Source organism: Methylopila jiangsuensis (genome assembly GCF_027922305.1).
Classification (GTDB): domain Bacteria; phylum Pseudomonadota; class Alphaproteobacteria; order Rhizobiales; family Methylopilaceae; genus Methylopila; species Methylopila jiangsuensis.
Map to the genome: position 1 here is coordinate 982,569 of NZ_BSFK01000005.1, position 17,881 is coordinate 1,000,449.

Genomic DNA, 17,881 nt, shown 5'->3' on the forward strand with positions numbered 1-17,881 from the left:
TCGCGAGGGCGGGATGCGGGCGGCACGCGCGGCGGCTTACTCCGCGGCCTGCTGGCCGGGCTGGTTCAGGAACGCCTCGAGCGAGTCGTCCATCGCCTTCATCCAGGTGGTGTGGTGCGAGGGCGCCATGGTGCCGGTGATGACCGAACGATAGGCGCGGTCGCGATAGGTGAGGATGCCCTCGGCCTTGTGGTGCTCCCACTCCTTGAACAGCCGCGCCACCGTGTCGACGTCGAGATGGGGATAGTCGGTGGAGGCGAGAAGCTCCCGGACGTAATCCGTCTGGAAGTCGATCATCTGCTCGGCGTCTTCGAGCTTGGCGTTCCGCTCGACCCACGCCTCGCTGTCGGCGTGCATCGTGTCGTAGTCCGGCAGAGTGATGCGGCCGAGCACCACGTCGCGGGCGTACCACGCCTGGGCGTCAAACATGTTGAAGGTGTAGAACTGGTCCTGGGCGCCGATGTACATCAGCTTCGGGTTCTTCTCCCAGAAGATGCCCTTGTAGAGATCGCCCGGATACAGGCTCGTGCGGGTGACGAGCTTCAGGTGATCCGGCAGGAACGGATAGTGGTTCTGGTAGCCGGTGCAGAACACGATGGCGTCCACGTCCTCCGCCGTGCTGCCGTCCTTGAAGTAACAGGTGCGGCCGACGACCTTGGTCAGTAGCGGCTTCTCCTCGAAGCTCTCCGGCCATTCGAAGCCCATGGGCTTGGTGCGGTAGCTGAAGGTGATGCGCTTCGCGCCGTACTTGTGGCACTGGGTGGCGATGTCTTCCGCCGAATAGCTGGAGCCGATCATCAGCACATGCTTGCCGGCGAACTCGTCCGCGCAGCGGAAGTCATGGGCGTGCAGCACGCGGCCGAGGAACTTCTCGACGCCCTCGAAATAGGGCACGTTCGGCGTGGAGAAGTGCCCGTTGCACACGAAGACGTAGTCGAACTCTTCGGTGAAGCGCTGCTTGGCGACCAGATCGGTGACGGTGACCGAGAACTTCTCGCTCGCCTCGTCGTAGTCCACGTCGCGGACGGCGTGGTTGAACTTGCAATACTGGCGGACGCCCGAACGTTCGACGCGGCCGGCGATGTAGTCGTGCAGCACGGCGCGGGGCGGATAGGACGGGATCGGCCGGCCGAAATGCTCCTCGAAGGAGTAGTCCGCGAATTCGAGGCACTCCTTGGGGCCGTTCGACCACAGATAGCGGTACATGGAGCCGTGGACCGGCTCGCCGAACTCGTCGAGGCCCGTGCGCCAGGTGTAGTTCCAGAGGCCGCCCCAGTTGGACTGCTTCTCGTAGCAGACCATCTCCGGCACGTCGGCCCCCGCCTTGCGGGCGGATTCGAAGGCGCGCAGCACGGCCAGGCCGCTTGGTCCGGCGCCGATCACAGCGATACGTTTCGTCACGACAGTTCCCCTCGACACACCGCAATGTGGCGTTAGGCTTCCGCGTCAGCCGTCGTCTTCCGCGCCGGCCCCGAAAGCTTATGGGGCGATGCTCCGTCATGATTTCGTGTGTGTCAACATACTTTCTTGCTGTGAAATTTCGCAGCCCTATACGCCTGTCAGACGCTCACATTCTTCAGCGCCGCCCTTAAAAGCGGCGCCCGAGCGCGTCAGGGGCGGAACCGCGCCAGACGCTCCAGCGCGTCGAGCAGGGTCCGGTCATGCTTGGCGAAGCAGAAGCGCGCCACCGATCTCACTGGGTTCTCTTCGTAAAACGCCGACACCGGCACGCTGACGACGCCGGCCTCGAAGGCCAGCCGGTCGCAAAAGGCGAGGTCGTCGTCGACGCCGAGGGGGGCCAGATCTACGTTCAGAAAATAGGCGCCGGCGGTGTCGAGCGGCGTGAACCCCGCCGCCCTTAGCCCATCGGAGAACAGGTCGCGCTTGCGCTGCAGGTCGGCCCGCATGGGCGCGAACCACGCGTCCTCGCGCTCGAGGCCATAGGCCACCGCCGCCTGCAGGCTCGGCGGCGTGGTGAAGGTGAGGAACTGGTGCGAGCGGGCGAGCGCCCGCATCAGATGCGGAGCGGCGCAGACCAGCCCGATCTTCCAGCCCGTCAGCGCGAACATCTTGCCGGCGGAGCCGATCTTCACCGTGCGATCGCGCAGCGCCGGAACGGACAGCGCCGTCACATGCTCGCGCCCGTCAAAGGTGACGTGCTCCCACACCTCGTCGGAGACCAGCACCGCATCGGTCCCGGCCATGGCCTCCGCCAGCGCCTCCAGGTCCGCGCGGCCATAGGCCGAGCCGGTGGGGTTGAGCGGGTTGTTGAGCACCACCACCTTGGTGCGCGGCGTGATCGCCGCCTTCAGCGCCTCAGGTTCGAGCCGCCAGTCCGGCGGCGCCAGCCGCACGAAGCGCGGCGCGCCGCCCGCGCGGCGCACCAGCGGCAGATAAGCGTCGTACATGGGCTGGATCAGAACCGCCTCGTCGCCTTCGCTGAGCAGCGCGAACAGCGCCGCAGCGATCGCCTCGGTCGCCCCGGAGGTGACCATCACCTCTTCGGCGGGGTCCAGCGTCACGCCCTGCCAGCGGGCGTAATGAGATGCGATCGCCGCGCGCAGCTCCGGAATCCCCATCATCGGCGGATACTGGCTGAGTCCGTGGACCACCGCCTCCGCCGCCTTGCGACGGATGCTCTCCGGGCCGGGCTCGTCCGGGAATCCCTGCCCCAGATTGATGGCGCCGGTGTCCCGCGCGATCCGCGACATGCGCTCGAACACCGTCACCGGCAAGGCGGCGAACACCGGATTGAAGGGGGAAGACACGGTCATCGCCGGCGATTCTCCGCATGCGGCCGGCCGCCGGGCGGCGGCGGCGTGGACGCGCACCATCCGTCAGGCCCGGCAGGGATTAAAGCACGACGATCTAACGAGAATAGATTTAATATACATTTTCTATACAGATTAATGTTGACGGTCGCCCGTGGAGCGCGGATGGTGCCCGCCGGACGGTTCCCCGCCCGTCCCTCTTCGCCCAAAGTGATTTTGCGAGCCGTTTCGTGGCCCGATAGGCTTCGTCCGGAGGCCGAAATGACCGCTGCCCAGCACGCCCTGCGCGCCGTCCCCACAACGCGCCGCGCGCCTCTCATCCGCCTGGATGACGTCCGCTTCGCCTATGACGTCGAGACGCCCCTGCTCGACGGCGTCACGCTCGACGTGGCGTCGGGCGAGGTGGTCGCGGTCATCGGCCGCTCCGGCGTCGGCAAGTCCACGCTGCTGCGCCTGATCGAGGGGCGGCACAGCCCGTCGTCCGGCGCGATCGCCGTGAGCTGCGGCGACGGCGAGCCCACCATCGGCGTGGTGGCGCGCCACGGCGGGCTCGACGCCGACCTGACGCTCGAGGACAACATCGCCGCCCGGCTGGATGCGGCGGGCGCGTCGCGGGACGAGATCGCATGGGAGGTGGAGCGGGCGCTGGCTCTGGCGGATCTCGCCGCCGCCCGCGACCGGCGGCCGGCGCAGATGTCCGACGGCGAACGCCGGCGCGCGGTGTTCGCGCGCGCGCTCTGCGGCGATCCGGACATTCTGCTGCTGGACGAGCCGACCGCCGGCCTCGACCCTGAAAATGCGCAGACCCTTCTCGCCGCCGTCGTGCGCGCCTGCGCCGAGCGCGGCGCCATCGCCGTGCTCGCAAGCCATGACATGACAGCCGTCACCGCCATCGCCCACCGGGTGGCGCTGCTGGACGGCGGCCGCATCGTGGAGGAAGGCCCGACCGCCCGCGTGGTCGCGCGGCCGGAGCAGGCGGTCACCCGGCGCTTCGCCGCCGCCGTCTCCGGCGCCTCGCTCCCGGCCTTCCTGCGCAGCAAGCTGAGCGAGCGGCCCTCGCCGCGCGGCAAGGCGCTGCTGCGCCTCGCCTTCCAGGGCGAGGCCGCCACGCGGCCCGTCCTGACCCAGGTCGCTCGCGATCTCGGCTTCGACCTCGGCATCGTGTCCGGATCGCTGGGCGCGCTCGGCGACGAGCCGTTCGGCGTGCTGATCGTGGCGGCGCCGTCGGACGAGCCCTACTTCACCGCCGCCGTGGAGCGGCTGGAGGATTCCGGTCTGCTTGTGGAGCGGCTCGGCTTCGTGCCGTAACAGGGCCGACGTCACCCGCTGGCGGAGGCCTGCCGCCCTCCAAAGAAGCGCCATGTGCCGCGGCCGGCGCTTTTGGCGGCGTAAAGCGCCCGGTCGGCCCGCGCCACCAGTTCTTCGCCCACATGCGCGCCCGTGGTCGCCACCGCCACACCGATCGACACGCTCGGCCGGACCTCGAAGCCGGCGCCGGAGACGGGCTGGCTCAGCTCCTCGCACAGGCGCTGGGCCAGCCCGTCGAATTCCGATGCGGAATGCCCGCTCGCGATCACCGCGAACTCGTCGCCGCCGAGACGGGCCGCGAGATCGTCGCCGCGCACGATCATGCGCAGACGCTCGCCCGTCGCCTCCAGCAGCAGGTCGCCCGCGGCGTGGCCGTAAGTGTCGTTCACGTTCTTGAAGTGGTCGAGGTCCACGAGCAGCACCGCCACCCGCCCGCCATGGCGATCAAGCCGCGAGCCCGCGCGGACCAGCCCGCGCTCGAACACCCCGCGATTGACCAGGCCCGTCAGCGGATCGTGGGTGGCGAGATGTTCGAGCGCCTCCTCAAGCTTCTTGCGGCCGGAGATGTCGGTCAGCGTGCCGACCGCGCGCACGGCGCCGCCGTCTGCGTCGCGCTCCACCACCTTGCCGCGGTCGAGAACCCAGAGCCAATGCCCCTCCGCGGTCCGCGCGCGGAGTTCGGCCTGATAGGTGGGGGACTCTCCGGACACATGCTCGCCGAAGGCCCGCTCCACCCGTTCGCGATCTTCGGGATGGATCAGTTCGGACCACAGGAAGAGGGAGGCGGGCGCGTCGCGGTCATAGCCCAGCATCTCCCGGTAGCGGCTGCTGTAGAAGGCCGTCCGGCTCGGGAAGTGCCAGTCCCAGAGCCCGTCATTGGCGCCTTCCAGCGCGAACTGCAGCCTGAGAGCGGTCTCGTTGAGCGTGCGCCGCGCATGCTCGCGCTGGGACATGACGGCCGCCACCACCAGCGCCGGAAGCGTGGTGAGCACGAGCTGGGTCTGGAGCGCCAGAATGGCGAGTTCGGTCTGGACGCCCAGCGGCCAGAAGCCGACCGCGGCCGCCAGCACCACCGTGCCGGAGTAGATCGCGACGGTGAGGGCCGTGGAGAACATGCCGAAACGCAGGGCGAAATAGAGCATCGCCACGCCGGCGAGCTGGATCAGGCCGCCTTTGTCCAGCAGCGGCGGCAGCAGGCTGACGGCGAGCAGGCCGAGACTTGCGAGCGCGAGCTCGTTTTTCCGCCGTTCACGGGCGCGGGCGTCCGTGCGCAGCGCGAACTGCGCCTGGCGCGCCGCCGACGGCCAGTAGAGAAACACCGGCAGCAGGATCATGTTGCTGACTGTCTCGGCCAGCCACCAGGCCAGGATGATCGGCGCGGGGTTGGTCAGGCTGTACACCGACAGGCAGACGCCGCCGATAACCGCGCCGATGACGGGCGCCGCGATCGACGCCAGCAGCAGCGTCACCACGCTGCGGAGGCGGGAGCTGGTGGTCCGGGACAGTCCTGCGAAGCGGAACAGCCAGAAGGCGACCAGGATGTTGATGGCGTTGGCGACGCCAAGAACCACGCCGGCCAGCGGCGGCAATCCGGCGAGAATGTTGACGATGGCGTTGACGACGCCGATGACGGCCGCATCGCTCCGCACGTCGTGACGGCGCCAGACCAGCAACAGGCCCACCGCGATCGCCGACGCAGGCCACACCACGGCCACGTCGCCGGACTGGCGCGCGAAGAACAGCGTGGCGAAGGCGACCACGCCATAAACGCCGGCGAGGGTCGCGATCTGGGCGGGTCGTTTCAGAAAAACCTCCCCGGCGGGTCGATGGCGGTGGTCAGAACATGCGGTGACCCTGTCCCGCCATCGCCCTAAATTTTCTTTCAGCCCGTCATCCGCGCAAGAATAAAGTTATCAGACAGCGAATATGGTCGTTTAAACCCGCTTGACGTCGAATGGACCGAAGGCCTGCTGGACCGCCATGACTTGAAGACGGTTCACATTGACATGGCGCGGCAGGGTGGTCGCCCAGAACACTGTCTCCGCCACGTCGTCCGCCGTCATGCCGGTGACGCCCTCATAGACGCTGGAGGCCTTGTCCTCGTCGCCCTTGAAGCGGATGAGCGAGAACTCGGTCTCCACCATGCCCGGCTCAATGTTGGTGACGCGCACGTTGGTCCCCTGCACGTCGGAGCGCAGCGCCAGCGCGAACTGCTTCACGAAGGCCTTGGTGCCGCCATAGACGTTGCCGCCCGGATAGGGGTAGTCGCCGGCGACCGAGCCCATGGTCACCACATGGCCGCCGCCGCGGGCGATCATGCCCGGCAGAGTGGCGCGGACGGTGTTGGCGAGGCCCATGACGTTGGTCTCGATCATGGTGCGCCAGTCCGCGATGTCGACCTCCTGCGCGGGGCCGAGACCGAGAGCCAGGCCGGCGTTGGCGATCACCACATTGATGTCGCGGAAGCCCTCGGGCAGCCCGTTGAGCAGGTCCTCGATCGACGACAGCTCCCGCACGTCGAGCGGAGCAACATGCAGCGCGTCGCCGAGATCCGCCTTCAGCGCCTCCAGCCGGTCGACGCGGCGGCCGGTGGCGATCACCCTTGCGCCTTCGGCGACGTAGCGCCGGGCGAGGGCGTCGCCGAACCCGGATGTGGCGCCGGTGATGAGAACGGTGAAGGTCTTGGGATCGAGAGCCGGGTAAGCCATGGCGATGCGTCTCCGAGATGCGCGCCCCGGAAATACCGCGGCCGCTCCGCCGGGCCAAGGGCGGAAAACCCTCGATCCCGCCAAAGCGGCCGCCGCGCGGGCCTTAGAGCGGCCGTTCGTCAGTTGGCTGCGGTTTTCGCGCCCTCGGGCGTGACCCGCCACACCGTGTCGCCGGCGTCGTCGGCGACCAGCAATGCGCCCGTCCGGTCCGTGATCACGCCGACCGGACGGCCCCAGGCCACGTCCTCGCCCACGAAGCCGGTCAGCACGTCCTCCGGCGGGCCGGACGGCTTGCCGCCCGAAAACGGCACGAAGATCACCTTGTAGCCGGACAGAGGCTTGCGGTTCCAGGAGCCGTGCTGACCCACGAAGGCGCCGTTCCTGTATTTCGCCGGAAGCAGGTCGCCTTCGTAGAACGTGAGGCCAAGCGAGGCCGTATGCGGCCCGAGGGCGTAATCCGGCCTGATCGCTTTCTTCACCAGGTCCGGCTGCTGGGGCTGGACGCGCTCGTCCACATGCTGGCCGAACCAGGAATAGGGCCAGCCGTAGAACCCGCCCTCCTGCACGGAGGTCATGTAATCCGGCACCAGGTCCGAGCCGATTTCGTCGCGCTCGTTGACCGTGGTCCAGAGCCGGCCATCCTCGGGATTCCAGGCGAGACCGTTGGGGTTGCGCAGGCCGCTCGCGAACAGGCGCGAGGTCTTGGCGGCAGGATCAACCTCGAGGATCGCCGCGCGGTTGGTTTCGTGCTCCATGCCGTTCTCGGCCACGTTGGAGTTGGAGCCCACCGTCACGTAGAGCTTCGCGCCATCCTTTGAGGCGATGACGTTTTTGGTCCAGTGGTGATTGATAGGGCCGCCCGGCAGGTCCACCACCTTCTGCGGCGCGGCCGAGGCCTTCTGGTCTCCCTCCGCATAGGGCACGACCACCAGCGCGTCGGCGTTGGCGATGTAGAGCCGGTCGCCCACCAGCGCCATGCCGAAGGGCGAGGTCAGGCCGGTGAGAAAGTCCGTCTTCGTCTCCGCCCTGCCGTCGCCGTCGCCGTCGCGCAGCAGGACGATCTTGTTCGGGCTGTCGACGCCCGCGCCGGCGCGGGCCTTGAAGAAGCCCGCCACCTTGTCCTTGGCCCGCGCCATCAGGCCCTTCTGGCCTGCGGATTCATCCTTGGGCGGCGCGTTCGACTCCGCGACGAGCACGTCGCCGTTGGGCAGCAGATAGAGCCAGCGCGGATGGGCGAGACCCTCCGCGAAAGACGCGACCGCGAAACCGTTCGCTGCCGTCGGCGCCTTGCCCTGCGGCCACCCCTTTGCCTCCGGCACGCTGACCGTCGGAATCCAGCTGGAGCGCGGCGCTGTGAGCACCGGATCGGGGCCGTAGGTCTTCTCGATCGGCACGCTGGCCTGTTCGCCGCACGCCACCAGGCCAAGGCAGGCGGAGGACAGCAGCAGCGCCTTGAAGGTCGTCGTCATAAAGCAATCCGATCGTGTTGGGCCTCGCCCCAAAGATGGCGACGCCGCATGCGTTCGCTGTCCGAACGCGCCCCGACGCTCGCGGTTCCGACTCGACGCCGGGATCGCAGATGGCCGAAGACGCCTTTGACCGGCGTTTTGGGGGGCGGACGGGCGGTGCGGGAAAAAAGCGACAGCGCCGCGCTCGCGCGCCCTGCGACGCGATTTCCGGCGAAAGCGGGGTGACGTCACGACTGAAATGTGATGTTAGAACGTTATGTAACAACATAACGTAACAGGTGCTGTCCTGATGTCTCGCCTCTGCGCCCGCTCAGCGCTGCTGTCCGCCACCGCGCTCGCGGCGGGGGCTTTCGTCCTCGCGCCTCGCGCGTCCGCGCAGTCGATCGAACTGCCGGAGATCGAGGTCACCTCGCCGAGCCCCGTGCGGCGGGCGCCGGCTCAGCCCGCCGCCGCCGCGGCGACGCCGACCGGCGCGCTGCCGGTCGTCACCGATGTTTTCGCGCCGGTGACGGTCGTCACGCGCGACGAGATCGCGCGCGCGCAGCCGCTCACGCTGGGCGAGGCCCTGCGCGACAAGCCTGGCCTCACAGGCTCGAGCTTCGCGCCAGGCGCCGACCGGCCGATCATCCGGGGCCTCGAGGGTCCGCGCGTGCGCATCATCGAGAACGGGCTCGGCGTGCACGACGTCTCCGCGCTCGGCGAAGACCACGCCGTGCCGGTCAATCCGCTCGTCGCCGACCAGATCGAGGTGATCCGCGGCCCCGCGACCCTGCGCTACGGTTCGTCCGCGATCGGCGGCGTGGTCAGCGTCGAGAACTCCCGGATTCCGCGGACGGCGCCTGAGGGCGGCTATTCGGGCGAAGCGATCGCGGGCTTCTCGACCGTCGGCCGTGGCCGCTCCGCCGCCGCGAGGTTCGACGCCGGCCACAACGGCTTCCTGTTCCACGCCGACGGCTTCGCGACGAAGTCCGGAGCCTACGACACCCCCGACGGCCGGCAGGCGAATTCGGAGGCGCGTTCGACCGGCGGCGGGGTCGGTTTCTCGAAGACGTTCGAGCAGGGCTATGTCGGGCTGTCCTACAGCCATTACGACAGCCTCTACCGGATCCCCGGCGGCGAGTCGGCGGAACTCAACTCCCGGCTCGATCCCAAACAGGACAAGCTCCAGGCGCAGGGCGAGTATCGCTTCGAGGACGGCCCGTTCGCTGCGGTGCGGTTCTGGGTCAACGCGTCGCGCTACAAGCACAGGGAGCTCGGGCTCGAGGAGGACCACGATCACGGTCATGAAGACGAGGGCCACGGGCATGATCACGATCACGATCATGACCACGAGGATGAGCATGAGGAGGCCCGCGCCGACGTCGTCCACGGCGTGTTCAGGAACCGGGAGACGGAAGCCCGCGTCGAACTTCAGCACGCGCCGGCGACGTTCTCCTTCGGCAGCCTGACGGGCGCCTTCGGCGTCCAGGCCGGTCGCGGCAAGCTCAAGACGTCCGGCGAGGGCGACGGGCTTATCGCCCCCACCGACAGCACGACGGTCGCGGCCTATGTGTTCGAGCAGATCGATTTCGGGCGGGGCCTCAAGCTTCAGGGCGCCGGCCGCATCGAACATGCGAGCGCCGATGGCGTGTCCACCACCTATCCGGGTCTGGTCCCGGACGGAACCGATCCGATCGACCGGGACCGGAAGCGCGCGTTCACGCCGATCAGCGGCAGCCTCGGACTGCTTCAGGATCTGCCGAACGGCTTCGTGGCCAGCCTGACCGGCCAGTATGTGGAGCGCGCCCCAAGCGGGCTGGAGCTGTTCTCCCGCGGCTCCCACCACGCCGCCGGCCTGTTCGAGATCGGCGATCCGAATCTCAAGCTTGAAACCGCGAAATCGGTCGAGATCGGCCTGCGCCGCTCCGAAGGGGCGCTCAGGCTCGACGCCAGCGCCTATCACACCTGGTTCGACGGCTTCATCTACCGGCGGCTGACGGGCGTCGGATGCGGCCACGCGTTCGAGAGCTGCGGCGAGGAGGACGAGTTCGACCAGAGCGTCTACTCGCAGAAGAACGCGAAGTTCTACGGCGTGGAGCTCGCGGCGCAGTTCGACGCGGTGACGGTCGGCCAGAACACGTTCGGCGTCGAGGGGCAGTACGACTTCACCCGCGCGAAGTTCACGGACGGCGCGAACGTGCCGCGCATCCCCCCGCACCGCCTGGGCGGCGGCGTGTTCTGGCGCTCGGAAACCGGGTTCTTCGCCCGCGTGAACCTGCTGCACGCCTTCGCGCAGACCAAATTCGCGGATCACGAGACCCGGACGCCGGGCTACGACAACCTGAAGGCGGAGCTCAGCTACACCAAGCGCTTCCCCGACGCCCTGCCCGGCCGCGTGAGCACGCTGACCGTCGGCCTGCTCGGCGACAACCTGCTGAACGACCGCATCCGCAACGCCGCCTCTTTCAAGAAGGACGAGATCCTGTTGCCGGGCGCCGGCGCGCGACTGTTCGTGAAGGTGGGCTTCTAAGCGCTCGCCTCATGCCGCCGGAGCCGCGAGCGCGAGCTTCGGCGGCGGCGCCGCGAGCGTCGGGACCCGCAGGGGCAGCGTCACCACCACGCGCAGGCCCGGCGCGTTGTCCTCCAGCGCCAGCGTCCCGCCATGCAGACGGGCCACCGCGGATGCGAGCGCAAGGCCGAGGCCCGAGCCCGGACGCGTGCGGCTGGTGTCCAGCCGCACGAAACGGTCGAGCGCCCGCTCCCGGTCCGCCTCCGGAATGCCGGGGCCGCGATCCGCCACCACGATGCGCGCGGTCTCATCGTCCGCCATCGCCTCGACCCGCACCTCGCCGCCGTCGTCGGCGCCGTAGTTGAGGGCGTTCTCGATCAGGTTCGCCACCGCCTGCCCGATCAGCTCCCGGCTGCCGAGCACGGAGATCGCGACCGGCGCGGCCACCGTGAGGCGCGCGCCGCGCTCCTCCGCCAGCGGCTCGTAGAGCTCCGCCACGCTGCGGGCGATGTCCGCCAGATCCACCGGCGCGAGCTTGTCGCGGGCGCCGCCGGATTCCGCGCGGGCGATCAGCAGCAGGGCGTTGAAGATGCCGAGCATGGCGTCGGTGTCGGCGATCACCCGCTCCATGGCCGCCGCCCAGTCGTCCTCGGTGCGGGCGTCGCGCAGCGCCGCCTCTGCGCGGTTGCGCAGGCGCGTCAGCGGCGTCTTGAGGTCGTGGGCGATGTTGTCGGACACCTCCTTCAGCCCCGCCATCAGCTCGTTGATGCGGTCGAGCATGGCGTTGGTGGCGCCCGCCAGACGGTCGAACTCGTCGTCGGAGCCGGTGACGGCGAGGCGCCCGGAGAGATCGCCCGCCATGATGGTGCGGGCGGTCTCGGTCATGGCGTCGATGCGGCCGAGCACGCGCTTCGCCACGAACACGCCGCCGGCGAGGCCGAACACCACCACCAGCGCCAGCGACCACTGCACGGCGTTGGAGATGACCGCCGACAGCCGCTCGCGCTCCTCGGTGTCGCGGCCGACCAGCAGGCGGTAGCCGCCCGGCAGCACGAACACCCGCACCACCGCCGGATAGGGCGCGGCGTTCTCCTCGCCCACGCGGCGGTAGGGCAGCTCGCGCTCGCCGGCCTCCGCGAGCGACGCGTTGGGCAGGCCCGAGACGTTGCCGGCCAGCACCTCGCCGCTCATGGTGGTGAGCAGGTAGATCGAGCCGCCGGAACGGTTTGAGCGCTCCTCCACGATCGCGACCAGACGCCGTATGCCGCCCTGCCGGTACTGGTCGGACAGGCCCGTCACCTCGGCGTTGACGGTGGCGTTGAGCTGGGCCGCCAGCAGCGCGTTGGCGTGCCACGACACATAGATCAGCACCACCACGGACAGCGTGGCGAACACGAACAGGTAGGCCAGCACCAGCTTGAAGGCGGTGGTGCGGAGAAGCTTGCCCGCGGTGCGAAGGAGCTTACCGGCCGCCGTCACGGATCACGTATCCCGCGCCGCGCACGGTGTGCAGCAACGGCTTGTCGAAGCCCTTGTCGATCTTCGAGCGCAGCCGGGAGACATGAACGTCGATCACGTTGGTCTGGGGGTCGAAATGATAGTCCCAGACGTTCTCCAGCAACATGGTGCGCGTCACCACCTGGCCGGCGTTGCGCATGAGGTATTCGAGCAGGCGGAACTCGCGCGGCTGCAGCACGATCTCCTGCCCGCCGCGCGTCACCGTGTGGGACAGGCGGTCGATCTCCAGATCCGCCACCTTGTAGACGGTGTCGCCCGCGCCCGGCCCGCCGCGGCGCGCCAGCGCCTCGACGCGGGCCAGCAGCTCCGCGAAGGCGTACGGCTTGGTGAGATAGTCGTCGCCGCCGGCGCGCAGGCCCTGCACCCGGTCGTCCACCTGCCCGAGCGCGGAGAGAATCAGCACCGGCGTCGCGGCGCCCTCGGCCCGGAGGCGCCGGATCAGCGTCAGGCCGTCGAGCCGGGGCAGCATGCGGTCCACCACCAGCACGTCATAGGAGGACGAGCTGGCGAGCTCGTACCCCTCCACGCCGTCGGCGGCGTGGTCGGCCACATGGCCGGCTTCGGTCAGGGCCTTGACCACGTAGGCCGCGGCTTCGCGGTCGTCCTCGACGATGAGCAGCTTCATGGACGAGGTCATGACCCGCCTCCCGCGCGGCCGCAAGGGTTCTGTCCGGCGCTGATCGCGCCGAAAACGAAGATCGTGAAAAAGCGGCCTCCAGCGGGAGGAAAGAAACCGCTGGAGGCCGCAAGGCGCGCCGCGGAAACGGCGGGCGGCGCCGGGAAGGGGGAACCCGGCGCGCCTCGCCGTCCGCGTGTCGATCCCGAAGGTCAGCGGGGGGTCATGAGCCCGCGGGACCGTTCGGCCGGGGCGTCAGCCGCGGCCGATCTCGATGGCGACGAAGCGCGTCGCGTCGCTGCGCTTGATGCGCAGCAGAACCGTCTTCTTGCCGTCCTTCTGGGCGGCGTCGAGCGAGGACGAGACGTCGCCGGCGGAGGCCACCTCCTTGCCGCCGACCTCGAGGATCACGTCGCCCTGCTGCAGCTTGCCGGCGGCGGAGCCGCCGTCGTCCACATCCGTCACCACAAGGCCCTTGTCGCCGGAGCCGGCGACGCGGGCGGCGGGCTGCACCCGGATGCCGAGCTTGACGGCGGAGGTCGGCTGAGCGCCGCCTTCACCGTCCTCGCCGTCGAGCGAAGCGGTCTGCTGGTCCGGCAGCTTGGCGAGGGTGAGGCTGGTGGTCGCCTCCTTGCCGCCGCGCCAGTAGGTCAGCTCCACCTTGGCGCCCGGCTTGAACGAGGCGATCTTGCGGGACAGGTCGCGCGCCTGCGGAATGGCCTCGCCGTTGACTTTCAGGATCACGTCGCCGGACTTGAGGCCGGCCTTCTCGCCCGGCTGGCCCGACTGGGCCTCCGCCACCAGCGCGCCCTCGGCCTTGGCCATGCCGAGGCTTTCGGCGATGTCGTCGGTCACGGGCTGGATCTGCACGCCGATGAAGCCGCGCTCCACCACGCCGCCGTCCTTCAGCTTGGCGACGATGTCCGTCACCACCTCGGCGGGGATGGAGAACGCGATGCCCACGTTGCCGCCCGAAGGCGAATAGATGGCGGTGTTCACGCCCACCACCTCGCCGCGCAGGTTGAAGGTCGGGCCGCCGGAGTTGCCGCGGTTCACGGCCGCGTCGATCTGCAGGAAGTCGTCATAGGGGCCGGCGCCGATGTCGCGGCCGCGGGCCGAGACGATGCCCGCCGTCACCGTGCCGCCGAGGCCGAAGGGGTTGCCCACCGCGATCACCCAGTCGCCCACGCGGGTCTGCTTGGTGTCGGCGAAGGTGACGTGCGGCCAGTCCTTGCGGTCGCCGTCCACCTTCAGCAGCGCGAGGTCGGTGCGCGGGTCCGTGCCCACCACCTTGGCCTTCAGCGTCTCGCCGCCGTCCTGCACCAGCTCCACCTCCTTGGCGGTGGAGACCACGTGGTTGTTGGTGACCACGTAACCGTCGCCGGAGATGAAGAAGCCCGAGCCCTGGCTCATGCCGAACTGGCGCGGTCCGCGACGCTGGCCGCGCTGCTCGCCGCCCTGCCCGCCCTGACCGAACTGGCGGAAGAAGCGCTTCAGCGGATGATCGTCCGGGAGCTGGTCGAGGCCGGGCAGATCGCCGCCCTGCCCCGGCAGTCCGGGAATGCCGAAGCCTTGCTGCTGGGCGGGCGCCTCGATCTTGACGCGCACGCTGACCACGGCGGGCTTCACCCGGTCGGCGACGTCGGCGAAGCTCGGAAGCTGCGGTCCGGCCTGCGGCGCGATGGCGGAGGACTGGGCGAAGGCCGGGGAGGCGCCGCCCGTGACGGCCTGCAGCCCGAGCGTTCCGACGACGCCGAGCGCGACCGCGGAGCCAAGCATGGCGGCGCGGCGGCGGGCGAGGAAGTTCGAGGGCCGGGAGGTGGAATTCAGTTCTGACGACATCGGGCGGTCTTCTCCGAAGCGGTGATCCTGTCGCCTCATATGGGCGTTCGAGGGGGAGAGTCACCCAGCCCGGATTACGGCGTTCTGTCCCGGAGATGAAAATTCCGTAACGGGCGACGCCCTGAAAATCGCCGCGATTCATTGAACCGCCGCCCTTGGCGGCCCATGCGGCCGAGGGCGTTCAGGCCCTCTCGTCCTCGCGGGCGAGCAGCGCTTCGAGCCGGGCGCGCTCCGCCTCGGTCAGCCCCGCGCCTGCGACCTCTACGCGGCGCGCGCGCACGACGAAGACCAGATAGCCGAGCAGTCCGGCGAGCAGCACCGCCGGCGCGAACAGCCAGAGCAGCGCGGTCTCCCAGGTGAAGCGGGGCCGCAGCAACACAAAGTCGCCATAACGGGCGGTGAGGAACGAGATCACGTCTTTGTCGCTGTCGCCGGCGGAGATGCGCTCCCGCACCAGCACCCGAAGGTCCTTGGCGAGCGGCGCGTCCGAATCGTCGATGGACTGGTTCTGGCAGACCATGCAGCGCAGTTCCGCGCTCAGCGCCCGCGCCCGCGCCTCCTGCGCCGGATCGGACAGCTCCTCGCCCGGCTGGACGGCGAACGCGGCCGCCGGAGCGGCGAGCGTCAGCGCCGCAGCGAGCGCCGCCCGGCGCAAGGCCGGGCTCATTCCGCCGGCGCCGGATGGGCGGAGACGGGAACGGGCTTCGCGGCCCGGCGCGGCGCGCCGACCCTGAGCCGCCGGTCCGCCAGCGACAGGCCGCCGCCGAGCGCCATGATCACCGCGCCGAACCAGATCAGCGTCACCAGCGGCTTGTAGGTCACCCGCAGCGCAGTGGCGTCGTCGCCCCGCGCCTCGCCCATGGAGGCGTAGAGCTGCGACAGGCCGAAGGTGGCGATGCTCGCCTCCGTCAGGTCCATCTGCCGGGCGGCGTAAAGCCGGCGGGAGGGCTCCAGGCGGCGCACCACCGCGCCGTCCTTGCGCACGGTGAGCGCAGCTATGGTGGAGGCGTAGTTCGGCCCCGGCCGCTGGCTGACGCCCTCGAAGGTGAGATCGTAGCCCGAGATCGAGACCGACTGCCCCGGCTTCAGCGCCACCACCGCCTCGCTCGGCCAGGCGGTGGCCGCGACCACGCCGAGCAGGGTGACGCCCATGCCCGCATGGGCCAGCGCCGACCCCCAGGTGGAGCTCGGCGCGCCGCGCAGGCGCCGGACCGATTCGGCGAAGGGCGCGCGGAACAGCTTGGAGCGCTCCACCAGCTCCGCGAAGGCGCCCGTGATGGCGAACAGGGCGAGGCCGACGCCAAGCGGCGCAAGCGTCGGACCGCCGCGGGCGAAGCCCGCCACCAGAGCGGTCGCGACCACCGCGACGCCGACGGCGTAGACCATGGCGCGGGCGGCGCGGGCGGCGTCGCCGCGCTTCCACGCCAGCAGCGGCGCGAACGGCATCACCAGCATCACCGGCAGCATCAGCGGGCCGAAGGTGTTGTTGAAAAAGGGCGGGCCGACCGAAATCTTCTCGCCGGTCATGGCCTCCAGCGCCAGCGGGTAGAGCGTGCCCACGAACACCGCCGCGGTGGCGGCGGTGAGAAACAGGTTGTTCAGCACCAGCGCGCCCTCGCGCGACACCGGCGCGAACATGCCGCCCTGCTTCAGCGTCGGGGCGCGCAGCGCGTAGAGCGCGAGGCTGCCGCCCACGAAGACGATCAGGATGATCAGGATGGCGACGCCGCGGGCCGGGTCCACCGCGAAGGCGTGAACCGAGGTCAGCACGCCGGAGCGCACCAGGAAGGTGCCGAGCAGCGACAGCGCGAAGGTGAGCAGCGCCAGCAGCACCGTCCAGACCTTCAGCGCCTCGCGCTTCTCCATCACCACCGCGGAGTGCAGAAGCGCCGTGCCGGACAGCCACGGCATCAGCGAGGCGTTCTCCACCGGGTCCCAGAACCAGAAGCCGCCCCAGCCCAGCTCGTAATAGGCCCAGTAGGATCCCATGGCGATGCCGAGCGTGAGGAACAGCCAGGCGCCCAGCGTCCAGGGCCGCACCCAGCGCGCCCAGGCGGCGTCCACCTTGCCTTCGATCAGGGCCGCGACGGCGAAGGAGAACGCCATCGAGAAGCCCACGTAGCCGACGTAGAGCAGCGGCGGATGGATCGCGAGGCCGGGGTCCTGCAGCAGCGGATTGAGGTCCTGGCCCTCCATGGGCGCGGGGTCGAGCCGGGCGAAGGGGTTGGAGGTCAGCAGCACGAACAGCAGGAAGGCGACCGAGATCATCGCCTGCACGCCCAGCACGTCCGCCCGGAGGCGATCCGGCAGGTTCTTGCCGAAGAACGCCACCAGCGCGCTGAACAGCGTCAGGATCAGCACCCAGAGCAGCAGCGAGCCCTCGTGATTCCCCCACACCCCGGAGATCTTGTAGATCAGCGGTTTGGCGGAGTGGGAGTTCTCCACCACGTTCACCACCGAGAAGTCGGAGGTGACATAGGCGTGGGTCAGCGCCGCGAAGGACAGGGCGACGAAGGCGAGCTGGCCGTAGGCGAGCGGGCCGGCGAGGCCCATCAGCGCCGCGTCGCGGGTGCGCGCGCCCCAGATCGGCAGCACCGACTGCAGCAGCGCCAGCGCCAGCGCCAGGACGAGCGCGTAATGGCCGGTCTCGGCGATCACTTGGCGGCCCCCGCGTCGTCGCCCTTCCAGAGCCCCTGCGCCTTCATGCGGTCGGCCACGTCCTTGGGCATGTAGTTCTCGTCATGCTTGGCGAGCACGGTGTCGGCGAGGAACGAGCCGTCCGCCTGCAGCACCCCTTCCGACACCACGCCCTGCCCCTCGCGGAACAGGTCCGGCAGCAGCCCCTTGTAGGTCACGGGCATGTCGCGGGCGTTGTCGGTCACCGCGAAGCGCACCGTCGCGCCGTCCTGCACGATGGAGCCCGCCTTCACCAGACCGCCGAGCCGCAGCCGCGTGCCCGGAACCTCGCCGCGCTGGGCGATCTCGCTCGGGGTGCGGAAGAACACGATGGTGTCGTCGAGCGCGGTCAGCACCAGCGCGGTCGCCGCCGCCAGCACGAGGCCGACGAGGGCGAACAGCGCGAGCCGCCGGCGCTTGCGGGTGGAGCCCCGGCGGCGCGGCGACGGAAAGGCGGAGGGAGAGGCTTCGATCGTCATCCGGAT

General features: G+C 69.6%; 13 protein-coding genes. 2 read left to right on the plus strand and 11 right to left on the minus strand.

Features of this window, described 5'->3' with window-relative positions; translation table 11 throughout:
* Positions 1-36: 36 nt before the first annotated feature.
* Both PKE85_RS06145 and PKE85_RS06150 read right to left on the minus strand, forming a co-directional pair.
* Positions 37-1,401 carry an NAD(P)-binding domain-containing protein gene (locus tag PKE85_RS06145; protein WP_271203895.1) on the minus strand — a complete coding sequence of 455 codons (1,365 nt, stop codon included), beginning with the start codon at positions 1,399-1,401 and terminating at the stop codon, positions 37-39.
* Between the two features lie 209 nt (positions 1,402-1,610).
* On the minus strand, positions 1,611-2,774 hold the full coding sequence (locus tag PKE85_RS06150) for an aminotransferase (RefSeq protein ID WP_271203896.1): 1,164 nt from the start codon (positions 2,772-2,774) through the stop codon (positions 1,611-1,613).
* 258 nt (positions 2,775-3,032) lie between these two features.
* Here PKE85_RS06150 and PKE85_RS06155 point away from each other — a divergent pair, with 258 nt between their 5' ends.
* Positions 3,033-4,079 (plus strand): ATP-binding cassette domain-containing protein, encoded by a 1,047-nt coding sequence (locus PKE85_RS06155; protein WP_271203897.1) that lies wholly within the window; start codon positions 3,033-3,035, stop codon positions 4,077-4,079.
* An 11-nt stretch (positions 4,080-4,090) separates the two neighbouring features.
* On the opposite strand, the gene PKE85_RS06160 is transcribed toward PKE85_RS06155, so the two are convergent.
* The 3 genes from PKE85_RS06160 to PKE85_RS06170 all read right to left on the minus strand — a co-directional run bounded on the left by PKE85_RS06160 (position 4,091) and on the right by PKE85_RS06170 (position 8,256).
* Positions 4,091-5,965, minus strand: a complete 1,875-nt coding sequence (locus PKE85_RS06160) for a diguanylate cyclase domain-containing protein (RefSeq protein ID WP_309299068.1) — start codon at positions 5,963-5,965, stop codon at positions 4,091-4,093.
* Positions 5,966-6,013: 48 nt separating this feature from the next.
* On the minus strand, positions 6,014-6,787 hold the full coding sequence (locus tag PKE85_RS06165) for an SDR family NAD(P)-dependent oxidoreductase (RefSeq protein WP_271203898.1): 774 nt from the start codon (positions 6,785-6,787) through the stop codon (positions 6,014-6,016).
* A 119-nt stretch (positions 6,788-6,906) separates the two neighbouring features.
* On the minus strand, positions 6,907-8,256 hold the full coding sequence (locus PKE85_RS06170; RefSeq protein ID WP_271203899.1) for a PQQ-dependent sugar dehydrogenase: 1,350 nt from the start codon (positions 8,254-8,256) through the stop codon (positions 6,907-6,909).
* Positions 8,257-8,545: 289 nt separating this feature from the next.
* Between PKE85_RS06170 and PKE85_RS06175 the strand changes: the two genes are divergently transcribed.
* Positions 8,546-10,765, plus strand: coding sequence for a TonB-dependent receptor (locus PKE85_RS06175; RefSeq protein ID WP_271203900.1), 2,220 nt, complete (start codon positions 8,546-8,548; stop codon positions 10,763-10,765).
* A 9-nt stretch (positions 10,766-10,774) separates the two neighbouring features.
* Here the strand turns inward: PKE85_RS06175 and PKE85_RS06180 are convergent, their stop codons facing one another.
* The 6 genes from PKE85_RS06180 to ccmE form a co-directional block, all read right to left on the minus strand.
* A complete protein-coding gene (locus PKE85_RS06180; protein WP_271203901.1) occupies positions 10,775-12,223 on the minus strand; it encodes a sensor histidine kinase in 1,449 nt (482 codons plus the stop codon).
* On the minus strand, positions 12,207-12,899 hold the full coding sequence (locus PKE85_RS06185; RefSeq protein WP_271203902.1) for a response regulator transcription factor: 693 nt from the start codon (positions 12,897-12,899) through the stop codon (positions 12,207-12,209). The genes PKE85_RS06180 and PKE85_RS06185 overlap by 17 nt, the downstream gene beginning before the upstream one ends.
* Before the next feature lie 234 nt (positions 12,900-13,133).
* Positions 13,134-14,720, minus strand: a complete 1,587-nt coding sequence (locus PKE85_RS06190) for a Do family serine endopeptidase (protein ID WP_271203903.1) — start codon at positions 14,718-14,720, stop codon at positions 13,134-13,136.
* Positions 14,721-14,901: 181 nt separating this feature from the next.
* Positions 14,902-15,387 carry a cytochrome c-type biogenesis protein gene (locus tag PKE85_RS06195; protein WP_271203904.1) on the minus strand — a complete coding sequence of 162 codons (486 nt, stop codon included), beginning with the start codon at positions 15,385-15,387 and terminating at the stop codon, positions 14,902-14,904.
* Positions 15,384-17,378, minus strand: coding sequence for a heme lyase CcmF/NrfE family subunit (locus PKE85_RS06200; protein ID WP_271203905.1), 1,995 nt, complete (start codon positions 17,376-17,378; stop codon positions 15,384-15,386). Before PKE85_RS06200 ends, PKE85_RS06195 begins: the two co-directional genes overlap by 4 nt.
* Positions 17,375-17,875: a cytochrome c maturation protein CcmE gene (gene ccmE, locus PKE85_RS06205; protein WP_271203906.1), complete on the minus strand. Its 501-nt coding sequence runs from the start codon at positions 17,873-17,875 to the stop codon at positions 17,375-17,377. Before ccmE ends, PKE85_RS06200 begins: the two co-directional genes overlap by 4 nt.
* Positions 17,876-17,881: the final 6 nt, after the last annotated feature.

Excerpts from the sequence above, each read along its gene's own strand:
- PKE85_RS06195 (WP_271203904.1), bottom strand. The coding sequence starts at position 15,387 with ATGAGCCCGGCCTTGCGCCGGGCGGCGCTCGCTGCGGCGCTGACGCTC.
- PKE85_RS06155 (WP_271203897.1), top strand. The coding sequence starts at position 3,033 with ATGACCGCTGCCCAGCACGCCCTGCGCGCCGTCCCCACAACGCGCCGC.
- PKE85_RS06150 (WP_271203896.1), bottom strand. The coding sequence starts at position 2,774 with ATGACCGTGTCTTCCCCCTTCAATCCGGTGTTCGCCGCCTTGCCGGTG.
- ccmE (WP_271203906.1), bottom strand. The coding sequence starts at position 17,875 with ATGACGATCGAAGCCTCTCCCTCCGCCTTTCCGTCGCCGCGCCGCCGG.
- PKE85_RS06190 (WP_271203903.1), bottom strand. The coding sequence starts at position 14,720 with ATGTCGTCAGAACTGAATTCCACCTCCCGGCCCTCGAACTTCCTCGCC.
- PKE85_RS06175 (WP_271203900.1), top strand. The coding sequence starts at position 8,546 with ATGTCTCGCCTCTGCGCCCGCTCAGCGCTGCTGTCCGCCACCGCGCTC.
- PKE85_RS06170 (WP_271203899.1), bottom strand. The coding sequence starts at position 8,256 with ATGACGACGACCTTCAAGGCGCTGCTGCTGTCCTCCGCCTGCCTTGGC.
- PKE85_RS06185 (WP_271203902.1), bottom strand. The coding sequence starts at position 12,899 with ATGACCTCGTCCATGAAGCTGCTCATCGTCGAGGACGACCGCGAAGCC.
- PKE85_RS06165 (WP_271203898.1), bottom strand. The coding sequence starts at position 6,787 with ATGGCTTACCCGGCTCTCGATCCCAAGACCTTCACCGTTCTCATCACC.